At 71.8% G+C, this 23,846-nt stretch carries 25 protein-coding genes and 1 pseudogene; 19 read left to right on the top strand and 7 right to left on the bottom strand.

Going from position 1 to position 23,846, the window contains the following annotated elements; translation table 11 throughout:
- The first annotated feature begins 71 nt into the window (after nucleotides 1–71).
- The 4 genes from ABZU74_RS10150 (at nucleotide 72) to ABZU74_RS10135 (ending at nucleotide 3,622) form a co-directional block, all read left to right on the top strand.
- Entirely contained in the window at nucleotides 72–899 is an 828-nt protein-coding gene (locus tag ABZU74_RS10150; protein WP_355420731.1) for a metalloregulator ArsR/SmtB family transcription factor, read from the top strand.
- A 302-nt stretch (nucleotides 900–1,201) separates the two neighbouring features.
- Nucleotides 1,202–1,687 carry a hypothetical protein gene (locus ABZU74_RS10145; protein ID WP_124775133.1) on the top strand — a complete coding sequence of 162 codons (486 nt, stop codon included), beginning with the start codon at nucleotides 1,202–1,204 and terminating at the stop codon, nucleotides 1,685–1,687.
- Nucleotides 1,688–1,800: 113 nt separating this feature from the next.
- Entirely contained in the window at nucleotides 1,801–2,385 is a 585-nt protein-coding gene (locus ABZU74_RS10140; RefSeq protein WP_355420727.1) for a class F sortase, read from the top strand.
- A gap of 139 nt (nucleotides 2,386–2,524) precedes the next feature.
- Nucleotides 2,525–3,622 (top strand): magnesium and cobalt transport protein CorA, encoded by a 1,098-nt coding sequence (locus ABZU74_RS10135; RefSeq protein WP_355420725.1) that lies wholly within the window; start codon nucleotides 2,525–2,527, stop codon nucleotides 3,620–3,622.
- A gap of 18 nt (nucleotides 3,623–3,640) precedes the next feature.
- Here the strand turns inward: ABZU74_RS10135 and ABZU74_RS10130 are convergent, their stop codons facing one another.
- Both ABZU74_RS10130 and ABZU74_RS10125 read right to left on the bottom strand, forming a co-directional pair.
- Nucleotides 3,641–4,351: an MBL fold metallo-hydrolase gene (locus ABZU74_RS10130; protein ID WP_355420722.1), complete on the bottom strand. Its 711-nt coding sequence runs from the start codon at nucleotides 4,349–4,351 to the stop codon at nucleotides 3,641–3,643.
- Nucleotides 4,352–4,565: 214 nt separating this feature from the next.
- Nucleotides 4,566–5,138, bottom strand: coding sequence for a TetR/AcrR family transcriptional regulator (locus ABZU74_RS10125; protein ID WP_355420719.1), 573 nt, complete (start codon nucleotides 5,136–5,138; stop codon nucleotides 4,566–4,568).
- Between the two features lie 93 nt (nucleotides 5,139–5,231).
- On the opposite strand from ABZU74_RS10125, the gene ABZU74_RS10120 reads away from it, so the two are divergent.
- From ABZU74_RS10120 to ABZU74_RS10095, 6 genes are all read left to right on the top strand, one after another.
- Nucleotides 5,232–6,125, top strand: a complete 894-nt coding sequence (locus ABZU74_RS10120) for an alpha/beta hydrolase (RefSeq protein WP_355420716.1) — start codon at nucleotides 5,232–5,234, stop codon at nucleotides 6,123–6,125.
- 14 nt (nucleotides 6,126–6,139) lie between these two features.
- Nucleotides 6,140–7,009 carry a PHB depolymerase family esterase gene (locus ABZU74_RS10115; protein ID WP_355420713.1) on the top strand — a complete coding sequence of 290 codons (870 nt, stop codon included), beginning with the start codon at nucleotides 6,140–6,142 and terminating at the stop codon, nucleotides 7,007–7,009.
- Nucleotides 7,010–7,116: 107 nt separating this feature from the next.
- Complete coding sequence (locus ABZU74_RS10110) at nucleotides 7,117–7,668, top strand: GNAT family N-acetyltransferase (RefSeq protein WP_355420710.1); 552 nt, start codon at nucleotides 7,117–7,119, stop codon at nucleotides 7,666–7,668.
- Between the two features lie 41 nt (nucleotides 7,669–7,709).
- A complete protein-coding gene (locus tag ABZU74_RS10105) occupies nucleotides 7,710–8,126 on the top strand; it encodes a YchJ family metal-binding protein (protein WP_355420707.1) in 417 nt (138 codons plus the stop codon).
- Nucleotides 8,127–8,327: 201 nt separating this feature from the next.
- Nucleotides 8,328–9,071, top strand: coding sequence for a hypothetical protein (locus tag ABZU74_RS10100; protein WP_355420704.1), 744 nt, complete (start codon nucleotides 8,328–8,330; stop codon nucleotides 9,069–9,071).
- On the top strand, nucleotides 9,068–9,454 hold the full coding sequence (locus ABZU74_RS10095; protein WP_355420701.1) for a VOC family protein: 387 nt from the start codon (nucleotides 9,068–9,070) through the stop codon (nucleotides 9,452–9,454). The genes ABZU74_RS10100 and ABZU74_RS10095 overlap by 4 nt, the downstream gene beginning before the upstream one ends.
- 47 nt (nucleotides 9,455–9,501) lie before the next feature.
- Here ABZU74_RS10095 and ABZU74_RS10090 read toward each other — a convergent pair whose 3' ends face one another.
- From ABZU74_RS10090 to ABZU74_RS10080, 3 genes and pseudogenes are all read right to left on the bottom strand, one after another.
- A complete protein-coding gene (locus ABZU74_RS10090; protein ID WP_355420699.1) occupies nucleotides 9,502–10,842 on the bottom strand; it encodes an MFS transporter in 1,341 nt (446 codons plus the stop codon).
- Between the two features lie 677 nt (nucleotides 10,843–11,519).
- Nucleotides 11,520–12,239: pseudogene (locus ABZU74_RS10085) on the bottom strand (hypothetical protein); the annotation flags it as partial.
- Between the two features lie 358 nt (nucleotides 12,240–12,597).
- Nucleotides 12,598–13,068: a DIP1984 family protein gene (locus tag ABZU74_RS10080; protein WP_355420696.1), complete on the bottom strand. Its 471-nt coding sequence runs from the start codon at nucleotides 13,066–13,068 to the stop codon at nucleotides 12,598–12,600.
- Between the two features lie 205 nt (nucleotides 13,069–13,273).
- Here ABZU74_RS10080 and ABZU74_RS10075 point away from each other — a divergent pair, with 205 nt between their 5' ends.
- The 4 genes from ABZU74_RS10075 (at nucleotide 13,274) to ABZU74_RS10060 (ending at nucleotide 17,305) form a co-directional block, all read left to right on the top strand.
- On the top strand, nucleotides 13,274–14,383 hold the full coding sequence (locus ABZU74_RS10075) for an N-acetylmuramoyl-L-alanine amidase (RefSeq protein ID WP_355420694.1): 1,110 nt from the start codon (nucleotides 13,274–13,276) through the stop codon (nucleotides 14,381–14,383).
- Nucleotides 14,384–14,472: 89 nt separating this feature from the next.
- Nucleotides 14,473–16,047, top strand: coding sequence for an FMN-binding glutamate synthase family protein (locus ABZU74_RS10070; protein ID WP_355420692.1), 1,575 nt, complete (start codon nucleotides 14,473–14,475; stop codon nucleotides 16,045–16,047).
- Between the two features lie 140 nt (nucleotides 16,048–16,187).
- Nucleotides 16,188–16,712 carry an N-acetyltransferase gene (locus tag ABZU74_RS10065; RefSeq protein WP_355420689.1) on the top strand — a complete coding sequence of 175 codons (525 nt, stop codon included), beginning with the start codon at nucleotides 16,188–16,190 and terminating at the stop codon, nucleotides 16,710–16,712.
- On the top strand, nucleotides 16,709–17,305 hold the full coding sequence (locus tag ABZU74_RS10060) for a GNAT family N-acetyltransferase (RefSeq protein ID WP_355420686.1): 597 nt from the start codon (nucleotides 16,709–16,711) through the stop codon (nucleotides 17,303–17,305). The genes ABZU74_RS10065 and ABZU74_RS10060 overlap by 4 nt, the downstream gene beginning before the upstream one ends.
- Here ABZU74_RS10060 and ABZU74_RS10055 read toward each other — a convergent pair.
- Nucleotides 17,197–18,174, bottom strand: coding sequence for a YafY family protein (locus ABZU74_RS10055; protein WP_355420683.1), 978 nt, complete (start codon nucleotides 18,172–18,174; stop codon nucleotides 17,197–17,199). The genes ABZU74_RS10060 and ABZU74_RS10055 overlap by 109 nt on opposite strands.
- A gap of 61 nt (nucleotides 18,175–18,235) precedes the next feature.
- Here ABZU74_RS10055 and ABZU74_RS10050 point away from each other — a divergent pair, with 61 nt between their 5' ends.
- From ABZU74_RS10050 to ABZU74_RS10040, 3 genes are all read left to right on the top strand, one after another.
- Nucleotides 18,236–18,706 (top strand): VOC family protein, encoded by a 471-nt coding sequence (locus ABZU74_RS10050; protein WP_355420680.1) that lies wholly within the window; start codon nucleotides 18,236–18,238, stop codon nucleotides 18,704–18,706.
- A gap of 57 nt (nucleotides 18,707–18,763) precedes the next feature.
- Entirely contained in the window at nucleotides 18,764–19,951 is a 1,188-nt protein-coding gene (gene dinB, locus ABZU74_RS10045) for a DNA polymerase IV (protein WP_355420677.1), read from the top strand.
- 122 nt (nucleotides 19,952–20,073) lie between these two features.
- Nucleotides 20,074–20,439, top strand: a complete 366-nt coding sequence (locus ABZU74_RS10040; RefSeq protein ID WP_355420674.1) for a hypothetical protein — start codon at nucleotides 20,074–20,076, stop codon at nucleotides 20,437–20,439.
- A gap of 53 nt (nucleotides 20,440–20,492) precedes the next feature.
- On the opposite strand, the gene ABZU74_RS10035 is transcribed toward ABZU74_RS10040, so the two are convergent.
- Entirely contained in the window at nucleotides 20,493–21,935 is a 1,443-nt protein-coding gene (locus ABZU74_RS10035) for a nitrilase-related carbon-nitrogen hydrolase (protein WP_355420671.1), read from the bottom strand.
- Nucleotides 21,936–22,044: 109 nt separating this feature from the next.
- Between ABZU74_RS10035 and ABZU74_RS10030 the strand changes: the two genes are divergently transcribed.
- Entirely contained in the window at nucleotides 22,045–23,193 is a 1,149-nt protein-coding gene (locus tag ABZU74_RS10030) for a sensor histidine kinase (RefSeq protein ID WP_355420668.1), read from the top strand.
- Entirely contained in the window at nucleotides 23,193–23,846 is a 654-nt protein-coding gene (locus ABZU74_RS10025) for a response regulator transcription factor (RefSeq protein ID WP_355420665.1), read from the top strand. The genes ABZU74_RS10030 and ABZU74_RS10025 overlap by 1 nt, the downstream gene beginning before the upstream one ends.

Raw genomic sequence — 23,846 nt, 5'->3', positions numbered from 1 at the left:
GGTTGACAGGCAACCCACTGGTTGCCTATGTTGACAGGCAACCAATTGGTTGCCTGTCACGGGGAGGGTCGATGGACGACGCGTTTCGGGCGCTGGCCGACCCCAGCCGGCGTCGACTGCTGGACCGGCTCAACGAGCGCAACGGCCAGACCCTGCGGGAGCTGTGCGACGGGCTGGCCACCACCCGACAGGCCGTCAGCAAGCACCTGTCGATGCTGGAGGCGGCCAATCTCGTCACGACCGTGCGGCGCGGCCGGGAAAAGCTGCACTACCTCAACGCCGCCCCGATCAACGCCATCGCCGACCGGTGGCTCAGCCGCTACGACCGCGAGCGGGCCGCCGCCCTCGCCGACCTGACAACCGCATTGGAGCGACAACCCATGGAGAGCCCGACCTTCGTCTACACCACCTACATCACCACCACCGCGCAGCGACTGTGGTCCGCGCTCACCGAACCGGCGTTCACCCGTCGCTACTGGGGTGGAGTCGCGCTGGTTTCGGACTGGCAGGTCGGGTCACCCGTGCTGTGGCAGGACGCGCCGGACGGCGAGCCGCGCGACCTCGGCCAGCGGGTGCTCGTCGCCGAGCCGTACCGTCGCCTCTCCTACAGCTGGCACGGCTTCCAGCCCGAACACGCCGAACACTTCGGCTGGTCCGCCGAACAGCTGGCCGCCCGGCTCGGCGAGCGCCGGTCGAAGGTGACCTTCGAGATCGAGCCGCACAGCGGGTCGACAGTCCGGCTGACCATCATCCACGACGACTTCTCCCCGGACAGCGAGATGCACCGGGCGATCAGCGGCCAGCTCGACGGCAGCGGCGGCTGGCCGGAGCTGCTGGCCAGCCTCAAGACCCTGCTGGAGACCGGCGAGCCGATGCCCGACCCAGCCCAGGCCCACTGACCCGAGCGCGGCATCCGACCCACCTATTTCCGCCGTCTCCGGCAATACCTCGCCATTGACCCAGCGACGACAGCCCGACCGGATGGACATCGATCGGAGCACCGGTGCCGGTCGGGCCGTCCGGGCCTTTCCGCAGCTCTCCCCGCCTTCGGGTGGACACGTGACGGCAACGAGGATTTCTCATTTTCACCTGATCGAGGACCCAACCCACCTAGTGTTGGGCACACCGGTGCTAGTCACGGAGTTGGCCACCCGAACGACGTCCCACGCAGTCAGCGGACGAAAAGTGAGGGAAGACGCGTATGAAGGTCTCAACAGCACTCTGCTCGGCGGCGCTCGGCGTGGGCCTCGGCACGCTCCTGCTGCCAGGCGCCGCACTGGCCGACACCACAGTGTCACCGGCCACCACCCCGGTCGGTGGGACCGTCGTGCTCACCGCGACGACCTGCAACCCGAAGTCGGGTGACGCCATCTTCCGGGTCACCGGCCCCAACCGCGACCAGAACGTCCGATCCACCACGGCCGCCGCCGGCGGCGGGCTGAGCGCCGAGCTCTTCACCGCCGGGTTCACCCTGGGCACGTACACGGTGGCGGCGACCTGCGGCGACGGCAGCTCGGCCGGCACCGCCACGTTCGCCGTCACCCCGATCGGCGGCGCGCCGGCCGGCTCCGGCGGCGACAACCGTGACACCGGCGCTCTCGCCGCCGGCGGCACGCTGCTCGGCACCGCCCTCGCCGGCGCGGTGATCCTGATCCGCCGGCGTCGTCCGGTGTCCACTGTCGCCTGATCGGCGACCGTTCCATCCCTGAGACGGGTGCCCGCGCCGGTGACACCGGTGCGGGCACCCCGACGATCCGGTACGGAGGTGCACACGTGTGGTGGCGGCGGACCCTACCGGCCGTGGTCGCCCTGCTCGGCGTGACCGGGCTCGGGCTGATCACCGTCGGCCTCACCGCCGACCCGGCGCGGCCACCACGACCGTCGGCCGACGCGCCGACCCACACCCACCCCGCACCGGACCTGGCGCCTCTGCCACCCGCCGCGCCGGTCCGGGTGCAGATCCCCGCCATCGACGTACGCGCCGACATCGTCCCCGTCGGCGCCGACGCGGCCGGGGTGCTGGAGGTGCCGCCACTGGATCGGCCCACCCTCGCCGGTTGGTACCGACACGGGGTCAGCCCCGGCGAGACCGGCAACGCCGTCCTGGTGGGACACGTCGACTCGCCGTCCGGCCCGGCGGTCTTCTTCGACCTCGGTCGGCTCCGCCCCGGGCAGCAGGTACAGGTCACCCGCGCCGACGCACGGGTCACCACGTTCACAGTGGACGACGTCCGGGCGTACCCCAAGGAGCACTTCCCCACCGCCCTGGTCTACGGCCCGGCGGACGCCGCCGGGCTGCGCCTGATCACCTGCGGCGGCCAGTTCGACGCGGCGACCGGCAACTACGTCGACAACATCGTCGTCTTCGCCACCCGCACCGCCTGAACCGAGCCGCCCACCCGCCCAAGCCGCCCGCCACCGGCCGAGCCACCGCCCCGCTGTCGGGAGCCGGACCCTGCTCGGCAGAATGCGGTGGCACCATCCCCTGATCGGGGCGGTGCGCCGGGCGACGGGGAGGCACGCGGTGGATCAACCGGTACGGGACCGGACCGGCCGGGGCGTACGCGCCCTGGCCCGTCGACTGCTCGGGCGGGCCGAGGACGCCTCCCCCACCCCCCGCCGGTCCAACCCGGACGCCGTCGTCGACTGCGCCGTCTACGTCAACGGCCGCCGGGAACCCGGTCAACCGCACTACGCCGACGCGTACGCCCGGGCGCGGCACCGCCGGGACGCCTTCGTCTGGCTGGGACTGCACGACCCCGGCCCGGCCGTGCTCGCCGCGGTCGGCCAGACGTTCGGCCTCGACGAGCTGACCGTCGAACAGGCGCTCGCCGACGGGCACCGGCCCACCGTGCAGCGCCACGGGCCGGTCACGCTGCTGGTCCTGCGTACCGCCGGATACGTGGAGCACGACGAGCTGACCGACACCTCCGAGGTGATCGACACCGGCGACGTCATGGTGCTGCTCGGTGACCGCTTCGCCATCACGGTGCGGCACGGCGCCGCCGGTGCGCTGCGCAGCGTCCGCGCCGACATCGAGCGCCGCCCCGCGCTGCTGGCCGCCGGCCCGTGGGCGGTGGCGTACGCGGTCTGCGCCCGCATGGTCGACTCCTACCTGGAGGTGGCCGGGCACGTGGAGCGGGACCTGGAGAGGGTCGAGGAGGCGGTGTTCGCCCGCGACCGCACCGCCGACATCCAGCACATCTACCAGCTCAAACGGGAGGTGGTGGAGTTCAAGCGGGCGGTCCTGCCGTTGCAGGCGCCGATGCGTACGCTGCTCGAACCCGACGGCCCGCCGCGCGCCCTGCACCGCTGGTTCGTCGACGTCGACGGCCGGCTGAGCCGGGCGGTGGATCGGGTGGCCGCGTACGACGACCTGCTCACCTCGATCGTCCAGTCGCGACTGGCGCAGCTCGCTGTGGAACAGAACAACGACATGCGCAAGATCGCCGCCTGGGCGGCCATCGCGGCCACCCAGACCGGCATCGCCGGCATCTACGGCATGAACTTCGACCACATGCCCGAGCTGGCCTGGCGCTACGGCTACGCCGGGGCCCTCACCCTGATGGCGGCGGCAGCCCTGTTCCTGTACCGCCTGTTCCGCCGCTCCGGCTGGCTGTGAGGCGCGCCGAAGGGCTGCTCAACGGTGCGTGGAGAGGAAGGCGCGGATGCGATCGCGGGGTTTGTCGGTCAGCTCAGGGCCGTGGGTGAAGGCCGCGAGGTCGTAATCCAACTCGCCGAGGACGTGCGCGGTCTCCCGGGTCATCCGGAAGTCGCTGCACAGCCACTTCACCGGCCATCGGACGCCGAGCACGTTGAACAACGCGTCCCCGGTGATCAGCAGGCGGGTCGGCTCGTGCAGCAGCGACACGTGCCCGGGCGAGTGCCCGGGGGTGTGCACCACCCGCAGGCCGCCACCGACGTCGAGCAGGTCTCCGTCGACCAGCGGCTGGGCCACCTCGACCGCCGGAAACCGGCCGCTGTTGAGCCGGGCGAAGAGCCGACCGCCGGTCACCGCCGGGTCGCTGACCGGCGCGCGACCCGCCTCCGCGTACGGCACGTCGGCGGCGTGCGCCGCGACCGGGGCGCCGGTACGGCGGGCCAACTCCGCCGCGCCGCCGGCGTGATCGGGGTGCGCGTGGGTGAGCACGATCCGGGTGACGTCCGCCGGCGCCTTGCCGATCGCTGCGAGCCCGCGCACGATCCGCGCCGGCGCCTTGGCCAGCCCGCAGTCGACGAGCGTGACGCTGCCGTCGTCGTCGACGAAGGCGTACGAGTTGACTGCCGAACGGCCCACCGTGGGGATGCGCCAGACGTTCGGGGCCAGTGGCACCGCAGGGGCTCGCGTCATGCCGCGAGTCTAGGAACAATCGTCAACTGTCGTTGTCGACCGACCGGCGGTCCGGCCGAGTCGCCGGAGGGCTAATCGTCGCGCGGGTGATGTGGCAGCGGTACGTGGCGATTGGCGACAGCACCACGAAGGGCTCGACGACCCGGACGGTGTCGGCGGCCACCGGGGCTGGGCCGACCGGTTCGCCCTGGCAGTGGCCCGGGCCCAGGCGTGGTCAGGGACGGTGCAGGCCGGCGAGGATCAAGTTGAGGTAGCGCAGGCCGATGGTGGCTCGTTCGGTCGGGCCGAGGGCACTGTGAACATTCGTGGCGTAAGCGATGCCGCACATCAGAGGGATCATGTCCGCCTCGGTGACGTTGGAATCGATGACGCCCGCCTGGTGCGCGCGTGTCAGGAGCTTGGTGAAGGCGTCGGCCAGCCCGCGTTTGAGGTCGCTGGTGTGCTCCAAGCTACTGGTAGCTGCGGCGAACACCGGGGGAACAGCCGGGTCAGCCAGCAGGGCTTCGATGGCGGCCGTGAGGAAACCACGCAGCGCTATCCACGGGTCAGCCTCGGTCAATGCGTGCTCGGCTCGCCGGACCAGCTTCTCGATGGCAGGAAGGGCGACAGTCTCCAGCAGTGCTTCCGGCGTGGGGAAGTGCCGGTAGACAGTGGCTACGCCGACGGATGCGGTCCGCGCCACATCGTTGAGTTGCAGGGGCTTGCCGTCGGCGACATATCGCCGGGCGGTCTCGACGATGTGGCGCCTGTTCTGGGCGGCGTCCTTGCGCAACGGCGAAGTACTCATGTCCCCACCATAACCGGATGGGGTATCCGTTCGTGCTACAGTGAAGCGGATGACTCATCCGCTTATGGTTGGGTCCGGTACGAGGAGGCACCGATGCCTTTCACTGCGGACGCCGTCCCGCACCTTCCCGCCGGATTCGGCGACACCTTCACCAGCCATACCGTTGAGGTCAACGGCGTAGAACTGCATGCTGTGATCGGCGGGACCGGCCCGGCGCTGCTGCTGCTGCCGGCGTGGCCACAGTTCTGGTACGGCTGGCGGCTGGTGATGCCGGCTCTCGCCGAGCACTTCACTGTCGTGGCCGCCGATTTGCGCGGCGTGGGCGCCAGTAGCAAGCCGGCCACCGGGTACGACGCAGTCACCTTGTCCGACGACATGGCCGGGCTGATGACTTCCCTGGGCCACGACAATTTCCACGTCGCCGGCTACGACATGGGCATGATGGTCGGCTACGTGCTCGCGGCGCGCCATCGCGACCGGGTGAGCAAACTCATGCTGGCCGAGGCGGTCCTCGCCGGCTTCACTCCGATGCCCCCACTGCTCATGCCTCCTGAGGTCAACGAGCTAGCCTGGCACTTCGTCTTCAACCGTCTGGCCGAGATCAACGAGCGCATGGTGTCCGGCCGCGAGGAGATCTACTTCGGTTACCAGTTTGCCACCAAAGCCGCCAGCCCGGAGGCCATCCCACAGGCTGCGGTCGACGTCTACGTCGACGCGCTGCGTGACCCCGCCGCCTTGCACGCAAGCTTCCAGTTCTATCGCGCGGGAGAGTCCGGAGACCAGGTAGTCGCGCTGGCCGCTGAGGGGCCCTTGGAAATTCCCGTTCTCGCCATCGGGGGCGAATACGGAATGCGCGATGGTGTCGAGCAGGCCGTACGGCAGGTTGCCTCAAATACCAGCGGCGCTATCGCACCAGGGGCGGCTCATTTCCTGCCCGAGGAGGCCCCGGAATGGATGGCCCGCACCTTGATCGACTTCTTCGCGTGAATTGAGGAAAAACCATGCGCAACACCCTCACGGCCATCCGTCAAAGTGTCACCGTCGCTGAAGCCACCCGCACCTTCACCCTTGTCGGCACCGCAGCGCCGGGCGAGGCCAAGCCGCTAGTTCTTGTGTTCCACGGTTCCGGCCAGACCGGTGACAAGCACCGTGCCTTCACTGGCGGCGTCTTCGACGCGCTCGCCGACCGCGGGGCATTGGTCGCCTACCTCGACGGCTATCGCGGCAACTGGAACGACGCCCGCCGCGAAAACCGCTTTCCGGCCCGACGAGCCGACATCGACGACGTCGGCTTCGTCCGTGCGGTCATCGCCACGTTCGCCTCGGACCGGCGCATCGACCCCAGCCGCGTCTACGCGATCGGCTACTCCAACGGCGGCCAGATGGTCATCCGTCTCGCCCACGAGACCCCCGGCCTGCTGGCGGGTGCGACGGTGATCGCCGCAACCATGCCTGCACCGGAGAACTTCCTCGCCAGCCAGACCCCTCGAGCGTCATTGCCGGTCCTATTGATCCACGGCACCAAGGACCCCATCGTCTCCTACCAGGGCGGCACCATGAACTGGGCCCTGCGTACCATCTTCAAAGTAGGTGGCTCGAGCTGGTCGGCCACCCGCACAGCTCGCTACTTCGCCGAGCGCAACGGGATTACCACCGAACCCACGACTACACGCCTGCCGAAAACCACGGACGACCCCACCGAGGTCGAACGCACAACCTATGAGGCCCAAGGTGTCCCCCCGGTAGTCCTCTACACCATCCACCACGGCGGCCACACCGTTCCGGGTCAGGCTTCCGCCCCCGCACTCATCGGCAAGACCAGCCACCAACTCGACACGGCAGACATCATCATCCAGTTCTTCGACCTCTGAACTTTTGCGGTGCAATCGAGCGGCCAAACCGGCCGGCCCGCGGTCCACGACGGAAATCGGCACGTACTCCGGTGATCACGGCGCGAGTGGGGGCCAGGCTGCGGGGCATGGACGTTCGTCTTGAGCCTTGGTCGGAATCCGCGCTCGACCTCCTGCGCCGGATCAACACCTCGCAGATGCGTCGACACGTCGGCGGTCCCGAGCCGGAGGAACAGCTGCTTGCCCGGCACCGCCGATACCTTGCCATGCCGGCAACTGGCCGCGGCTGCATGTTCGCCGTACTGCTTGGCGACGAGATGGTCGGCAGCATCGCCTACCACCAGCGTGACTGGCAGGGCGAGCAGATCTACGAGACCGGCTGGAACGTCCTACCGCCCTACCAGGGCCGAGGCATTGCCACCGCAGCCGGTACCGCCCTGATCACCATCGTCCGCGAGGTTGCCCGCCATTCCGACGCGCGCCACAGCCTGCACGCGTTCCCCTCCGTCGACAACACCCCCTCCAACGCACTCTGCGACCGCCTTGGTTTCACCCTCCTCGGCCCCTGCAATTTCGAATACCCGCCGGGTAGCGGCTCGCTGATGTGCAGCAACGACTGGCGCATCGACCTCGCCAACTCCGACCGGCCTGCCGTCACGGCGCGGCGCGACCGGCGGTGACTTCGACACGGGCCCTAAGGCGGGTGCGGCAGGATAGCGACGTGGGTAAGGGTGCGGGACGTCGGCGGGCGAACGCGACGACAGGGCGGGTGTGTCCGTGTGGCTCCGGCCGGGCGTACGCGGAGTGCTGCGCCCCGGCGCACGGGGGCGACGCCCCGGCGACGGCCGAGGCTCTGATGCGTTCCCGGTTCAGCGCCTTCGCCCTCGGCGACTCCGGTTACCTGCTGCGCAGTTGGCACTCGTCGACCCGGCCCACCTCCCTGGAGCTCGACCCGGGGCAGCGGTGGACCCGGCTGGAGATCGTGCAGACCGAGCGGGGCGGCCTGCTCGACACTGCCGGCACCGTGACGTTCCACGCCCACTACCGGGACGCGGGCCGGCCCGGCACGTTGACCGAACACAGCCGGTTCGTCCGGGAGGACGGCCGGTGGGTCTACCTCGACGGTGACCAGCCCTGACGGCTGCGCCGCCGGCCGGTCGGGGCGTAGGATGACGTCGGCGTAGTCCTGCGCCGCACCTCCCTCCCGGCGCTCACGCCGCCGGCAACGCGGAGGCAAAGGGGGCCTGGAGCCCTCGGGACGTGGTGCCACATGCCCCACTTCGGCGGGGTCGGCGGGAGCGTGAGTCCCGGTGACCGTGCCGTTGACCGGGAGCATGTGATGACCAACCAGAGATCGTTCGAGGCCCGGGTCCGGACCCGGATGGAGAAGACCGGCGAGAGCTACACCACCGCCCGTCGGCACCTGATCAGTCGGGCCGCCGAGCCGGCCGCGCCGCCAGCTCAGGAGTCCACCGCCGCGTCCCCGCCGGCACAGACCGAACCCACCGCCGCGGCCGCCGCAGCGCAGACCGAGCGGATCGCCGACGACCTGATCCGCGACCGCACCGGCCGCGGCTGGGACCAGTGGTTCACTCTGCTCGACGCGGCGTCCGCCTCCGAGTGGACGCACACCCGGATCGCCCGCCACCTGGCCACCGAACACGAGGTGCCGGGCTGGTGGGCGCAGACCATCACCGTCGGGTACGAGCAGGCGCGCGGCCTGCGCGCGCCGGGTCAGCGACGCGGCGGCGGCTTCGAGGCCGGCGCGAGCCGGACGGTGGCCGTGCCGGCGCGGCGACTGTTCGAGGCGTTCGCCGACGAGACGGCACGCGCCCGCTGGCTGCCCGACGTCGAGGTGCGGGTCCGCATTGCCACCGCGCCGCGCAGCTTCCGGGCCGACTGGGCCGGTGGCCCCACCCGGGTTGTCGTCGGCATCGACGCGGTCGGCGAGTCAAAGGCCCGGGTCAGCATCCTGCACGAGAAGCTGGCCGGGGCCGCGCAGGCCGCGGAGCTGAAGGCGTACTGGCGGGATCGGCTCGCCGCGCTGAAGGTACTGCTCGAAACGGACGGAGACCACCGATGACCATGACGTTCATCAACCTGCCGGTGCGCGACCTGAGCACCGCAACCGAGTTCTACCGGGCGATCGGCTTCACCAGCGACCAGGCCGAGACGGACGGCGACAACGTGGTTCTCACCGTCTCCGACACCACCCGGCTGGTGCTGCACCTCCGCTCGGGCTTCGAGGCGTACACCGGGGTCGCCACGCCGGACACCGCGACCAGCCGGGAGGTGATCATCGGGCTGTCGGCGTCGAGCCGCGGCCAGGTCGACGAGCTGGTCGACCAGGCGGCGGTCGCCGGCGGGGAGTCGCTCGGGCCGGGGACGGCCAACGGGCCGATGTACATGCGCGGTTTCCGGGACCTCGACGGCCACCAGTGGTCGTTCCTCCACATGGCCGGCTGACCGGGCGACCCGACGGCGGCCCGGAGAAGGCCGCCGCCGGGCCCCGGTCAGTCCGGGCCACCCGGCACAGCCGCGGCGACGCCGGTGGGCACTGCCGTCCGGCGCCGACGGCGGGTCAGCAGCACCAGCGCCACCACGAGGTACGCCCCGGCGGTCAGCGCGAACGCCACCGCGTTGCCGGCCGCCGTGGCGAGCAGGCCGTAGCCGGCGTACGTCACGATGATCAACACATCGGTGGCCATCCCGGCCAGCGAGGTGACGGTGGCCCGGCTGGTGCCGGTGATCCGGGCCTGGAGCCGCGCGTCGGCCAGCACGGTGGCCAGCTGCGCCGCGCCGAAGGCCACCGCGAGCAGCACGAACCCCGCCGGGTGCCGGAGCAGCGCACCCCCGGCCAGCGCGACGCCGACCAGCCCCAGCAGCGCGGCGTAGCCTCGACCGCCCAGCCGCTCCCCCGCCGGGGCGAGCAGCCCGCCGACGGTCACCCCGGCCCAGAGCAGCAGAAGCAGCAGGGGTACGGACTGCGCCCCGGCGCCGGTGTCCAGTGCGAGCAGCGGGGTGTACTCGTCCAGCGCACCCCAGTCGGCGGCGACCACGGCCACCAGCAGCACGGCGGCCCGTACCGGCGGGTGGGTGCGGACCTGCGCCACTCCGGCCCGCAGCGTGTCCCACCACCCCAGGTCACCGTCGTCGTCCGGGCTCGCGGGTGGGACGGTGTCCGGCTCGTCCGGCAAGGGTGGTGCGGCGCGCACCGGCCCAGCGGCCGGCACCGGCTCGGCGACCGGGACGCGCGCGGCGGCCGGCGTGCGGTGCTCCGGGAACCGGGTGGCGACGATCGTGGCGAGCAGGCACGCGAGCACGCTGGCCGCGCCGACCGCCGGGTACCCGCCGACGGCGAGCACCGGACCGGCGAGCACTCCGGAGACCACCACGCCCAGCACACCCGCCGTCCGCGCCCGCCCGAGCACCCGGGCGTACCGGCCGACCGCGCCGAGCCGGTCCAACTCGGTCCACACCAACGCCTCCAGGGCGCCGGAGACCAGTGCGCCACCGGCGCCCCAGAGCAGGAAACCGACAGCGAACGCCGGGTACGACGGCACCAGCACCCAGAGCGCGAACCCGGCGGCGGCCACCAGCGGGGCGAGGCACAGCAGCAGCCGGCGGGACAGCACGTCCGCCCAGGCGCCGGAGGGCACCTCGAACAGGATGCCGGCGGCCGACCAGATGACGAAGAGCGACGCGATCTGCCCCACCGACAGCCCGGTGTCGGCGAAGAACACCACGTACAGCGGGTAGAGCAGGACCAGGTCACTGAGGAACGCGTACCCGTAGAGGGTCGTCGTCAGCCGACGGACCGCCGGGTCGGGCGCGCGCGAAGCGATGGGGATCATGGGGCCTTCCCGTGGGAGTGGAGACGGACACCGGACGTGCGGTGACCGTGGTGGCCCACGGGATCGGCCTACGCCGCTGGATCAATGTCGCCAGGTCATGCCCGCGGTGCTAGACAACCGGCGCGGCTGCGGCCAGCGCTTTCGGCGCGCCGGGCGAGCGGTCCGTGCCGGGGCAGGTCAGGCTGCGGGACATGGCGAGGCGGGGCGGGATCAGATTGATCCCGCCCCGCGCCGTACCGCTGGTGTCAGCGCCGGTCGACGGGCGGAATGACAGTGGTGGTCTCGCTGTCGTCGCTGGTGCGTTGCCCGGGCACCGCGCGATCGGTGCCGCCGCTGACCACCTGGGTCGCGTCGGGGTCGACACCGGTGCCCACCGGCTGCGTGACGTCCGAACCGGCCGAGCCGCTGACCACCTGGGTCGTGTCGTCGGTCGCGGACTGCCGGGCCGGCGTCGGCGTCGTATCGCCGTCGACGGCGCCGCGATCGACCACCTGGGTGGCGTCGGAGCTGACCGGGAAGTGCACGACCTGGGTGGCCTCCGGGTCGGCGGGCCTGGTCACGACCTGGGTGGCGTCCGCTTCGGCCGGCCTGGTCACGACCTGGGTGGCGTCCGCTTCGGCCGGCCCGGTCACCACCTGGGTGGCGTCCGCGTCGCGTGTGGTGGTCGACGCGCGGGCCAGTTCGGCCTCGGCGTCGCGTCGGCCGGCCCAGTACGCCTGGGCGTGCTCGGCGATCAGCTGCGACTCGCGCTCGGCGCGGGCCAGCCACGACTCCCAGCGACTCTGCATCGGACGGATCAGGCCACCGCCGACACCGACGACGAGGATGCCGCCGATCGTGGCCAGCACGGCGATCAGCACCGGAGTGGTGACAGCGGTGGCCACGCCGATCTGGTTCAGCGCGGCGATGACACCGAGGCCGAGGATGAACACCGAGGCGATGGTGGCCAGCACCCGGCCGTACGACAGGCCGCCGAGCGCGCCGCTGATGATGTCCTTGACCGCGTTGGCGATGGCGGCGGCGACCACGACGATGACGATCGCGACGAAGGCCCGGGGCAGCCACGAGATCACCGCGCCGAGCAGGTCGGAGATCGGGTTCGGCCCCCAGATGCCGAAGGCGAGTTGAAGGGTGAACAGCAGTACCGCGTAGTAGACGAGCTTCGCGACGATGTCGCTGGCGTCGTACCGGGAGCGGCTCAACGCGCGCCGGATCCCGCCGCGTTCGACGGCGCGGTCGAAGCCCACCCGTTCGAGGACCTTCTCCACGATCTTCAGTACGGCCTTGGCGATCAGCCATCCGGCCACCAGGATCGCCAGGAAGGCGACGGCCTTGGGCAGGAAGAGCATCACCGAGCGGAGAGCGTCGCCCACCGCGTCGCTGACGTTGTCACTCATCTGGTCATTCCTTAAAGGGCAGCCGGAACGGTCAGCCCCGGACCTACCCCCAAACCGGCGCGCGGAAACGCCGACCAGGCAGGGTCGCCCTGACGACCGGGTGCTGCTGAGGGAAGAGCACGTGATCGCGCGGATGTGGAGTGCCCCGAGCCCGCCCTCGCCGTCGTGGATCTGTACGTGGTGATGTGGTGTACGTGTTGCGGTGTTACCTGTCCTCGGTGCTGGGCTGCGTCGTGCTCGGGGAGTCGAACCCCGCGCTGCCCACCGCGCGCCAAGAGGGGGTGCCGGGGTTACAGCCCGGCCCTGTGTGTACACGCCTCCACGACGGCTACCTGCTCCACATCGCTGCTGGAGTCAGTCAGTCCAGCAGGTCAGCCTCCCAGTTGGTGCGCTGAATCCGCACCTCGAGTTCGCGGAGCTGCCCGGCGAGCCCGTCGGCGCGTTCCCGAAGCTCGGCGACCGGCAACGCGGCGAGCATCTTCAGCTCGGAGCGGAGCTGCCGGGCCAGGTGACCACGCCCGCTGCCGGCGGCGGCGTCGGCGGCCGCCGTGATGGCGGCGTGCCGCAGTCGCAGGACGTCCCGCCGGGCCAACGCGTCGGTGAGCGTGCCGAGGTCGTCGACCGGCACCGCGGCGTTGGTCCGGTTGATGCGCCGGATCAGTGACTCTAGGTTGTCGAGGACCTGGTCCAGTTCGGTCAGGAGCACCGCCGCGTCCTCCGGAGGCAGCTCGCCCTCCTGGTACCGGGCGCTGCCGTTGATCCGGGTCCGCAGCTGCTCGACCCGTCGTGCCGCCTCGGCGCGTTCTGCCAGCGCCTCACCAAGTTTCATCTTCCACCCCCGAGTCAGCGGCCAGGTTAGCGGAGGTTGATCTTCTAGCCGACTGGTTTTCCGGCTGCCCGCCGGGGTTGGGCGCCCTCTAGCGCGGGGCGGGTCTTGGCAATATTCTCCGGAGTACGTGCGGCCACTGGAGCTACTTTTCATCCCCCCGCCGTCGGCCGCAGGAGGAGATGCAATGCACGTCGACCATTCCGAAGTGGATCGCCGGACGCTGCTGCGGGCCGGTCTCGGCGCCGCCACTGTCGCCGTCGTCGGGAGCGAACTCGCCTTCCCGGGCGCGGCGCAGGCCGCGCCGGGCGCCGACCTGGACTGGATCATCAGCTGTGACGAGTGGGCCGCCCGCCCGCCGAAGGACCCGCTGTCGGTGAGCGCCATCGCCACCAACAAGATCATCGTGCACCACATGGCGTTCCCGAACGTCACCGACTACTCCCGCGAGCAGGCGGTCAAGCTGGCCCACGACTGCCAGGACCTGCACATCGACGGCAACGGCTGGTCGGACACCGGCCAGCACTTCACGGTCAGCCGCGGCGGCTACGTGCTGGAGGGCCGCCGGGGCAGCCTGGAACGCCTCGAAGCCGGCGACCGGCAGATGATCTCGGCGCACTGCCCGGGTGAGAACGGCCGGGCCATCGGCATCGAGAACGAGGGCACCTACGTCACCGAAACGCCGCCGGAGGCGTTGACCGACTCGCTGGTCAGGCTCTGCGTCGCGATCTGCCGGCAGTACGGGCTGCACGCGTACGACATCTTCGGACACTGGGACTTCCGCACCACCCAATGCCCGGGCGCGGCCTTCTACCGGCAGTTCCCGGAGCTGCGGCGGCGGGTGCACGCCGCCCTCGGCACCACGCTCGGTGACGTGCCGGCGCGTCGCTGGCCGGACCTGTGGCGCTTCGTCAACTCTCCCTCGGTCCGGGTGGTGCAGCACCTGCTCGTCCACCGGGGTTACCCGGTGACCGTCAGCGGCACGTTCGACGCCGCGACCGTCGCGGCCGTGCAGGACTGGCAGGCTCGCAACGGCATCGCGGTGGACGTGGACGCCACCCTCACCACGCCGACCTGGGAGACGCTGGCGCCGGAGCTGGACCAGCACGCGGCCGGAGCGCCGGTCACGGCCGTGCAGGAAATCCTCGCCACCAAGGGGTACGCGGTCACCGTCACCGGGGCGTACGACCACGCCACCCGGAGTGCGGTGCAGGACCTTCAGGCGCTGCACGGGCTGCCCCGCAACGGCAAGCTCAGCACGAGCACGTGGTGCACGATCGTCGGCGGATCGGTCCGCGAGTCGTTCCGGCACCGCTGAGCCTCGGGGTGGCGGTGCGGGGCACACCCGCACCGCCACCAGCCGGCTCACCGGTTTGACCCGCCGTCCGGGCGGAAAGAGTCCCGGGCATGACCTGGGCCCGTCGAGCCGTACCCGCTGTCGCCGCCGCCGTCGCGGCCCTCGCCGCGCGGGATCTGATCCAGCGCGACCACGCGCTGCTGCGCAACTTCCCGGTCCTCGGCCGCGCCCGCTACCTGTTGGAGGCGATCGGGCCGGAGCTTCGGCAGTACATCGTGGCCGGCAACGACGAGGAGCGGCCGTTCACCCGTGACCAGCGCCGCTGGGTGTACGCGTCGGCCAAGCAGGAGAACAACTACTTCGGTTTCGGCACTGACAACGACATCGAGTACACCCCCGGGTATCCGATCATCAAGCACCGCACCTTCGGTCGTGCCGTGCCGCCGTCGTCACCGACCGCCGGGCACGACGTGCGGCTGCCCTGCGCCAAGGTGCTCGGCGCGGCACGGGGTCGCGCCCGGGCGTTCCGGCCGGAGTCGGTCGTCAACATCTCCGGAATGAGCTTCGGCTCGCTCTCCGGCAACGCCGTCACCGCGCTCAACAAGGGCGCGGCGCTCGCCGGCTGCCTGCAGAACACCGGCGAGGGCGGCCTGTCGCCGTACCACCGCAACGGCGGCGACCTGGTCTTCCAACTCGGCACGGCGTACTTCGGCTGCCGGGACGAACACGGCCGGTTCAGCCTCGACCGGTTGAAGGACCTGGTCGCCGGCGCGCCGGTGCGGGCGCTGGAGATCAAGCTGAGCCAGGGCGCCAAGCCGAGCCTCGGTGGGCTGCTGCCCGGGGCGAAGGTGTCCGCCGAGATCGCCGCCACCCGGGGCATACCGGCTGGTCAGGACTGCGTCAGCCCGTCCCGGCACGCCGAGTTCTCCGACTGCGACAGCCTGCTCGACTGGGTGGAGTTGCTGGCCGCCGAGACAGGACTGCCGGTCGGCATCAAGTCGGCGGTCGGTGACCTGGGCTTCTGGCAGGAACTGGCCACCCTGATGCGGGACACCGGCCGAGGTGTGGACTTCGTGACGATCGACGGCGGCGAGGGCGGCACCGGCGCCGCACCACTGATCTTCACCGACTCGGTGTCGCTCCCGTTCCAGCAGGGCTTCTCCCGGGTGTACAAGCTCTTCGCCGAGCACGGCCTGCACGAGCAGGTGGTCTTCGCCGGCGGCGGCAAGCTCGGCCTGCCGGACAACGCCATCGTGGCGTTCGCGCTCGGCTGCGACCTGGTCAACGTCGGTCGGGAGGCGATGCTGGCGATTGGCTGCATCCAGGCGCAGAAGTGCCACACCGACACCTGCCCCACCGGCGTCGCCACCCAGAACGCGTGGCTCGCCCGGGGCCTGGACCCGGCGTTGAAGTCGGTCCGGGCGGCCAACTACCTGCGGACGCTGCGCCGGGACCTGACCAAGGTCGCCGAGGCCTGCGGCGTCGAACATCCCGGCCTGATCGGCACCGACGCGGTGGAGATCCTGGACGGCCGCACCGGCTCCATTCCACTGCACGAGGTGTACGGCTACCGGCCCGAATGGGGGCTGCCCTCGCCCGCCGACCAGGCGGAGATCATCCGGTTGATGGTCCCGGAGGCGCCCCAGGGCGGCAGCGCCCCGCCCTCAGCCACCGCCGTGGGCTGAGGGCGCGCCCGAACCCGGTGCTGCGGACCGGTTCGCCGCCGTTGCGGCGCCTCGGGTGGGCGGGCCGAGGACGCCGCAGCGTCGGCCGGCGACGGGATAAACGCGTGGAGCCCGGCCGAGGGCACCCGTATGGTGGCGCGGTGCTGATCAGACGCGAGACGACCGCCGACGTCGACGCCATCCGGGCGGTGCACTCAGCCGCCTTCGCCAAGGCTGACGGCGGCGGTGCCGTGCCGGTCGAGGCGACGCTGGTCGAAGCGCTGCGCGCCGACGAGGGCTGGCTGCCCGCGTACTCCCTGGTGGCGACCGATTCGGACGGCCAGGTGGTCGGGCACGTGGTGGCCACCCGCGGCCTGGTGGGCGGTGCGCCGGTGGCGTTGGGCCTGGGGCCGCTGGGCGTGCTGCCCGACTGGCAGCGGCGCGGGGTCGGCAGCGCGTTGATGCACGCGGTGCTCGGTGCGGCCGACGCGATGAACGAACCGCTGGTGGTGTTGCTCGGGCACCCCGACTACTACCCGCGCTTCGGGTTCCGGCCCGCCGTCGAGCTGGGCGTGACTCCGCCCCAGCCGTGGGGGCCGCAGTACTTCATGGCTCGACCGTTGCACGCGTGGCGCGAGTCGATCCGGGGCGAGTTCCGCTACGCCAGCCCGTTCGACGACCTGTGACCCCACCGCGCATCCGCCGGCGGCGCGCCACCGATCTCGACGGATGCGTCGCGGCGCTCGCCGAGGTCCACCGGGTGGACAGGTACCCGCTGAACTGGCCGGCCGACCCGCACCGTTGGCTGCGCGAGCCACACCCGGCGCGAGCCTGGGTCGCCCTTGACGCCGACGCGGCAATTGTCGGCCACGTCGCGGTGCATCGGATCGCGGATCAGGTGGACGGGCCGCCCGGCCGGCCGACGGCCGAGGTGGCTCGTCTCTTCGTGACGCCGAAGGCCCGTGGGTTGGCGCTGGGCAGCGCGCTGCTGGACCGGGCCCGCCGGTGGGCGGACAAACGCGCAACAGACCTGGTGCTGGAGTTGGCCGCCGGTGGCACCGCGGCCGAGGCGCTGTACGAGCGCGCAGGATGGCGGTGTGTCGGCACCAGCACGGCACCATGGACCGCTCCGGACGGCAGCCCGGTGTCGCTGCGCCACTACACGCTGCGTCACCGCGCGCCCGGCTCCGGCGTCGCACTGGCCAGCACCGCGAGACGACGGGCGAGCCGACCTGCGGCCTCACGCAGCTCGGGAGGCTCCAGCACCTCCATCTCGTGATCCAGGCGGGCGAGGTGCGCGGCGAGCCAGTCCAGGCTGTCGCCGCCGACGACAAGCACAGACCACCCGTCACGGTCGTCCTCGACCCGCCCCACCTGTGGTGGAACTACCTCTCGTACTCGGTCGGCCGGGGCGTGCACCCGCACCCGGGCGAGGTACCGGTACGACGCCCCGGTCACGGCCCGCTGCACGAAGGCGACCGGATCCGGGTGTTCGCGTGCCGGGAAACGCCAGGTCGTCGCCACCGCTGCCCGCATCCGGTCGAGCCGGAACGTCCGCCAGTCGTCGCGGTCGACGTCCCAGGCCATCAGATACCAGCGGCGGCCGGTCGTGACCATCCGGATCGGCTCGACCGTCCGCTCGTGCTCCCCAACGTCCCGGTCGGGGTAGTGGAATCGAACGCGCACCCCGTCTCGACAGGCACGGGCCAGTGTCACCAGCAGCTCCGCGTCGATCTCGGCGACCGGGCCGATGAGGGTGTCGGTGGAGCCGTGCACCGCCCGCACCTCGGTGCGGAGCCGCGACGGCATCACCTGGTCGAGCTTCGCCATTGCCCGCAGCGCTGCCTCGCTCGCCCCGGCGACGGTGCCCCCGGAGGCGAGCCGCAGTGACACGGCCGTGGCGATCGCCTCCTCGTCGTCCAGGAGCAACGGCGGCAGCCTGGTGCCCGCACCGAGTTGATAGCCACCCCCGACGCCCGGCACCGCGTGCACGGGATAGCCGAGCGTCCGCAGGCGCTGCACGTCACGGCGCACGCACCGGTCGGTGACCCCCAGCTCGGCGGCGAGTTCGGCGGCCGTCCAGGACAGTCGCCGTTGCAGCAGCGCCAGCAGGCGCAGCACCCGCTCGGTCGTCGCCTCGACGGTCACCCGTCGATCGTTGCACGGATAGCGGAACACTCCTGTCCGCTATCCGGGAGAGGCTGGGATCATGACCGACCAGATCAGGAAGCAGGGACCCACAGTGACCCGCGACGTCCAGATCACCGTCGACTGCGCCGACCCGGCCGCGTTGGCCACGTTCTGGACCGAGGCGCTCGGCTACCAGGTGCAGGCCCCACCTGGAGACTTCGAATCCTGGGACCAGGCGCTGGAGGCGATGGGCGTGCCGCCGGAGAACCGCAACGACGCGTCGGCGGTGGTCGACCCCGAGGGTTCGCGACCACGGCTGTTCTTCCAGCGGGTCCCGGAGCACAAGCAGGTGAAGAACCGCGTCCACCTCGATGTCCGCGCGGCCCCCGGGCTGCAGGGTGACGAGCGGATGGCGACCCTGGAGGCGGAGGCCGAACGGCTCGTCGCGCACGGCGCCAAGCGGCTCAGTAGACACGAGCCCGCTCCCCCGTTGGGCGCCGGTCATCTCGTCATGGCCGACCCCGAGGGCAACGAATTCTGCCTCGACTGATCGGGCGTTCGCCCAGCTCACTGCCGCATCAGCCGGGCGTCATGCGAACATGTGTACGTGTCGCCCGGCGCCAGCATCCTGCACGCCGACCTGGACGCGTTCTACGCGTCGGTCGAGCAGCGCGACGACCCGCGCCTGCGTGGACGGCCGGTGATCGTCGGTGGCGGCGTGGTGCTCGCCGCCAGCTACGAGGCGAAGGCGCGGGGCGTCCGCAGCGCGATGGGCGGCCAGCAGGCGCGTCGGCTCTGCCCGGACGCGATCGTGGTGCCGCCCCGGATGTCGGCGTACACGGCGGCGAGTCGCGCCGTCTTCGAGATCTTCCGGCAGACCACACCGCTGGTCGAGGGGCTCTCCATCGACGAGGCGTTCCTCGACGTGGGTGGTCTGCGGCGGCTGGTCGGGCCCCCGGCCGAGATCGCCGAACGACTGCGCCGGGAGGTCCGCGACCGGGTCCACCTGCCGATCACGGTGGGTGTGGCCCGGACGAAGTTCCTGGCCAAGGTGGCCAGCGGGGTGGCGAAACCGGATGGCCTGCTGGTGGTCGCGCCGGACGCCGAGCTGGCGTTCCTGCACCCCCTGCCGGTGGAACGGCTCTGGGGCGTCGGCCCGGTCACGGCCGCCAAGCTGCGGGACCACCGGATCCGTACGGTCGGCGAGGTGGCGCGTCTCGGTGAGGCGGCGCTGGTGTCGCTGCTCGGTGCGGGCGCCGGCCGGCACCTGCACGCGCTGGCACAGAATCGCGACCCCCGCGCGGTGCAGGTGGGGCGGCGGCGCGGTTCGATGGGCGCGCAGCACTCGCTGAGCCGTACCCCGCACGCCTCGACTGAGCTGGACGCCATCCTCGCCGGCCTGGTCGACCGGGTCAGCCGGCGGATGCGGACGGCCGGGCGGTCCGGCCGCACTGTGGTGTTGCGGCTGCGCTTCGGCGACTACACCCGGGCGACCCGATCGCACACGGTGGGCAAGGCGACGGCCGACACCACGCCACTGCTCGCCGCCGCTCGTGCGTTGCTGCGCACCGCGCTGCCCGAGATCGATCGCCGTGGCATCACACTGATCGGCGTCTCGGTGGGCAACCTCGACGACAACCCGGTCCAGCCGGAGCTGCCGTTCCAGCCGGACCCCGGGTCCGATCTGGACGCTGCGGTCGACGCGGTCCGCGACCGGTTCGGATCAGCTGCGCTCACCCGGGCGGTGTTGCTCGGCCGGGAGCCGGGCGTGGAGATGCCGCTCCTGCCGGACTGACCGATACGCGTGCGGTGTCCACGGTCGAGCTGCGACCAGAGACACATCACAGCAGGTCGGCGGTTTAACCGGCGGCTGACGGGTGACCCTTGGGGGGTACAGCCTGACGAGGGGGGCCCACGATGTCCGACGACACCAGCAACCGACCTAGCCGCACCGCCGAGCGCCCGCACGACGTGACCGACCCGCTGCTGTGGCAGTTGGCGATCGACGTGCTCAGCGCACACGAGCCGGACGACGAGGGCCAGTGCCGCAACCTCCAGTGCGCCGGGCAGTCCTGGCCGTGCGCGGCCCGTACCGGCGCCGAGCACTCGCTGCGACTGGCCCGCAGCACACCCGGCTCCGCTGAGCTGGCCATCGACGGCACCGACGGCGAGGACGCCGACACGGACGGGCGCCGCGACGCGGCGGTACCGGCCCCGCGCTGGGGCTGGAACGCCGGCCCGGTGGCGCCGCACCGGGGGTCGAAGACCGCCTCGGCGGCGTGACGGGCCACCAACAGCTGAACTGATCCGCGCCACGCGGGCGAACGCTCGGCCGGTCATCCGGCCGGGCGTTCAGCTGTCATGGCGGAGCCAGCCACGATGCGGCGGCGCCGAAACTCCACGCTCGGCTGCCGGTCCGCACGCGGACGCGGACGCGCCCCACTCACGGCCAGGGCCAGCAGGACCACGGACAACAGCGGAAACCAATCCCCGGTACGCGAATAGACAGTGCCCCACCCCGACGTCGGAGTGGCGAGCAACAGCTCCGCGTCACCGGCGGTGGCCTCACCCAGCATCCTGCCGCCAGGGTCGGTGACCGTCAGCCGGCCGAACGCCGAGGCCCGGACCACGACCAGCCCGTTCTCCACGCCCCGGACCACTGCCATCCGTGCGTGCAGCCACCCATCGGAGGTGAAGTCCAGGGCGGGGACGAGCAGCACCGACGCGCCCCGCGCCCGATACCGCCGGACCAGGCCGGGAAAGTCGAGGTCCTTGCAGATCGCGACGCCGAACCGCCCGTCCACGAGCACCTCGCCGTCACCCGGCGTCAGCCAGTCTTCCAGGCCGGGGACGAGATGATGTTTCTCGTACGTCGCGACGCTCCCGTCCGGTTCGAGCACCAGCGCGACGTTGCTCGCCCGGCCGGCCCGTCGCCGCACCGCGCCGACGACGACCTGAGCGTCGGTCTGCTGGAGCTCGGCCACGAGCACGGGCATCGTCGTGTCCGTCAGGGCGAACACCTTCTCCGGCAGGACGACGATCCGTGCCCCGCGGGCGACCAGACCCCGGACCCGTGCGGCGTAACGGGCGAGCAGGTCACGGCCGAACGGCTCGTCGATCGGGAGCCCGTCCTCGGGTTGTCGCAGGGCCACCAGGCCGACGGTCAGCCGCTCGGCCGGGTCGGGGAAACGGCTCAGCGACCAGGCCGACCACCCGCCGGTGCTGAGTAGGAGGACGAGCAGGCAGGCGAGGGCGGGGCGTGGGTTTCCGCGCAGGCCGGCGAGGGCGATCGGGACGGCGAGCAGCAGGTAGGTGACGCCCCAGACGCCGGTGAGCGCGGTCAGTTGGATGACCGGGCGGACGTCGGCCTGGGTGTAGGCGAGGCTCCACCAGGCGCCGTTCGGCAGCACGCGGGACGCGGCGTACTCCCCCAGCACCCAGAGCGACGGCACGGCGAGGACGGCGAGGACGGTTCGTCCGCGCAGCAGCAGTACGCGGGCGAGCAGGACCGTGCCGGTCGCCAGGCCGAGGCCGAGCAGGACCACACCCGCGACCACGGGGACGGGTAGTCGCAGGGTGCCGAGGTAGTACCCGAGCACGCCGCCCTGACCGATCGACCAGGCGACGGCAGTCGCGCAGAGCGCGGTCCTCGGGCGTACCCGCGTCGAGGCGAGGATCAGCGGGAGCGGGGCGAGCCAGGTCAGCGCGGGGACCGGGTGCAGCCCGGTGCCACTGAACCAGAGCAGGCCACTGAGGAGCGTGGCGAGGATCGTCATCATGTGTCGAGCGTGCGGCGCGGGCGGCCGGGACGGATCGCCGTGGGAGCCGGGATCAATCTGGTCCCGTGGAGGGAGGCGTCGGCGCGCCGGGTCGGACGATACTGCGGACGTGAAACGGTACGTCAATCTCGCCGTTACCGTGGTCGCCGTCGCCGCGACGGTGCTGCCCGCCCTGGTCGGGGGGCCACGTGCCTGGTGGGTGCTTCCGCTCGCGGTCGCGTCGTCGGTGCCGGTGCTGTGGCGGGACCGGGCGTTGCTCCGGGTCGCCCTCGTCGTGGGCGTCGCGACGACCGTCTCCGCCTCGCTCGGCGCGCCCCCACTGCTGCCGGTCGGACCCCTCGTCTGCCTTTACACGTTCGCGGCGCGGGCATCCCTGCCGATCCGCCTGCTCGGCATCGCGCTCACCGCCGCCGGCCTGCTGGTCTCGCTGCTCTATCCCCGCCCGGACGTGGAGGTGCTGCGTTACCTGTCGGTCGCCTACCTCTTCGCGTACGCGCTGGGCACCAGCACCCGGGCCCGCCGAACCCAGGCCGCGGCCCTCGCCGAACGCGGTCGTCGCATCGCCGGTGAACGTGCGGCGGCGGTGCTGCGCGAACGCACCCGCATCGCCCGCGACCTGCACGACATCCTGACCCACGCGGTCGGTGTCATGATCGTCCAGGCGGAGGCCGGTCCCCTCCTGGTCCGTGACCAGCCGGATCGCGCCGATGCCACGTTCGCCACGATCGCCGCCACCGGCAGGGACGCTGTCGTTCAGCTCCGCCGCGCGGTCGGCAGCCTGTACGAACCCGCCGACAAACCACTCGACCAGCCGGGTCTGGACCACCTTCCCGTCCTCGTCGAGCGGGTCCGTGCCGCCGGCCTCGATGCCGTGCTCACCGTCTCGCCCCCACCGTCCGCACCCGGCGGCGGCTCGCCCTCGGGAAATGTCGTCGAGCCGCCGCTCGCACCGCCCCCGGACGTCGGGGTCGCCGCCTACCGGATCGTGCAGGAGTCGCTGACCAACGTGGTGCGGCATGCCGGGGCACGATCGGTTCGCGTCCGACTGGGCTACACGGCGAACTCGCTCACGGTGTCGGTCACCGATGACGGCCGCGGCCACCGCGCGTCCGACGCGGGCCGGCCCGGGTACGGAATCGTCGGCATGCGCGAGCGCGCCCACGCCTGCGGCGGCACCCTGCGCACCGGCCCGGCCTCCGACGGTCACGGCTTCACGGTGACCGCCACCCTGCCGCTGTCGGCACCGGCGGTGGTCTGATGCTGCGGGTCGTGCTCGCCGATGACCAGGATCTGTTCCGGGCGGGGTTCGCCACCATCCTGGGCGCCGAGCCGGACATCGAGGTGGTCGCCGAGGCCGCCGACGGCGCGGCGGCCGTGCGGGCCGCCCGCGAACACCGTCCCGACGTCGTCCTGATGGACATGCGAATGCCCGTCCTCGACGGTGTCGCCGCGACCCGCCAGGTCTGCGCGCTCACCCCGAGCCGGGTCCTCGCCCTGACCATGTTCGACACCGACGACTACCTGTACGCGGCCCTGCGAGCCGGGGCCAGCGGCTTCCTGCTCAAGGACGCTCCCCGAGCCGACCTGGTGAACGCGGTCCGTGTGGTCGCGGCCGGGGACGCGCTGCTCGCTCCCGCCGTCACCGCCCGGGTGATCGGCGAACTGCACCGGCGCGGCCATCCGGACCCCGCCCGGGCCGCCGCGGTGACCGCTCTGACCGCCCGGGAGACGGACGTGCTGCGCCTGATCGCGGCCGGTCTGTCAAACGCCGAGATCGCCGCCCACCACCATCTCAGCGCGCACACGGTGAAGACCCACGTCGGCAACCTGCTCACCAAGCTGCACCTGCGCGACCGCGCCCAGGCGGTGATGATCGCCTACGAGTCGGGTCTGGTGATTCCCGGGCAGTGA

The organism is Micromonospora sp. NPDC005171, assembly GCF_040608575.1.
Classification (GTDB): Bacteria; Actinomycetota; Actinomycetes; order Mycobacteriales; family Micromonosporaceae; genus Micromonospora.
The sequence above is the reverse complement of the archived record's forward strand: the minus strand, read 5'-3'. Positions and strand labels throughout refer to the sequence as shown.

What these genes read in the sequence shown, in the direction of transcription:
- ABZU74_RS10150 (WP_355420731.1), top strand. Translation starts at nt 72, where the DNA reads ATGGACGACGCGTTTCGGGCGCTGGCCGACCCCAGCCGGCGTCGACTG.
- ABZU74_RS10145 (WP_124775133.1), top strand. Translation starts at nt 1,202, where the DNA reads ATGAAGGTCTCAACAGCACTCTGCTCGGCGGCGCTCGGCGTGGGCCTC.
- ABZU74_RS10130 (WP_355420722.1), bottom strand. Translation starts at nt 4,351, where the DNA reads ATGACGCGAGCCCCTGCGGTGCCACTGGCCCCGAACGTCTGGCGCATC.
- ABZU74_RS10125 (WP_355420719.1), bottom strand. Translation starts at nt 5,138, where the DNA reads ATGAGTACTTCGCCGTTGCGCAAGGACGCCGCCCAGAACAGGCGCCAC.
- ABZU74_RS10120 (WP_355420716.1), top strand. Translation starts at nt 5,232, where the DNA reads ATGCCTTTCACTGCGGACGCCGTCCCGCACCTTCCCGCCGGATTCGGC.
- ABZU74_RS10115 (WP_355420713.1), top strand. Translation starts at nt 6,140, where the DNA reads ATGCGCAACACCCTCACGGCCATCCGTCAAAGTGTCACCGTCGCTGAA.
- ABZU74_RS10110 (WP_355420710.1), top strand. Translation starts at nt 7,117, where the DNA reads ATGGACGTTCGTCTTGAGCCTTGGTCGGAATCCGCGCTCGACCTCCTG.
- ABZU74_RS10100 (WP_355420704.1), top strand. Translation starts at nt 8,328, where the DNA reads ATGACCAACCAGAGATCGTTCGAGGCCCGGGTCCGGACCCGGATGGAG.
- ABZU74_RS10095 (WP_355420701.1), top strand. Translation starts at nt 9,068, where the DNA reads ATGACCATGACGTTCATCAACCTGCCGGTGCGCGACCTGAGCACCGCA.
- ABZU74_RS10090 (WP_355420699.1), bottom strand. Translation starts at nt 10,842, where the DNA reads ATGATCCCCATCGCTTCGCGCGCGCCCGACCCGGCGGTCCGTCGGCTG.
- ABZU74_RS10080 (WP_355420696.1), bottom strand. Translation starts at nt 13,068, where the DNA reads ATGAAACTTGGTGAGGCGCTGGCAGAACGCGCCGAGGCGGCACGACGG.
- ABZU74_RS10070 (WP_355420692.1), top strand. Translation starts at nt 14,473, where the DNA reads ATGACCTGGGCCCGTCGAGCCGTACCCGCTGTCGCCGCCGCCGTCGCG.
- ABZU74_RS10050 (WP_355420680.1), top strand. Translation starts at nt 18,236, where the DNA reads ATGACCGACCAGATCAGGAAGCAGGGACCCACAGTGACCCGCGACGTC.
- ABZU74_RS10040 (WP_355420674.1), top strand. Translation starts at nt 20,074, where the DNA reads ATGTCCGACGACACCAGCAACCGACCTAGCCGCACCGCCGAGCGCCCG.
- ABZU74_RS10035 (WP_355420671.1), bottom strand. Translation starts at nt 21,935, where the DNA reads ATGATGACGATCCTCGCCACGCTCCTCAGTGGCCTGCTCTGGTTCAGT.
- ABZU74_RS10025 (WP_355420665.1), top strand. Translation starts at nt 23,193, where the DNA reads ATGCTGCGGGTCGTGCTCGCCGATGACCAGGATCTGTTCCGGGCGGGG.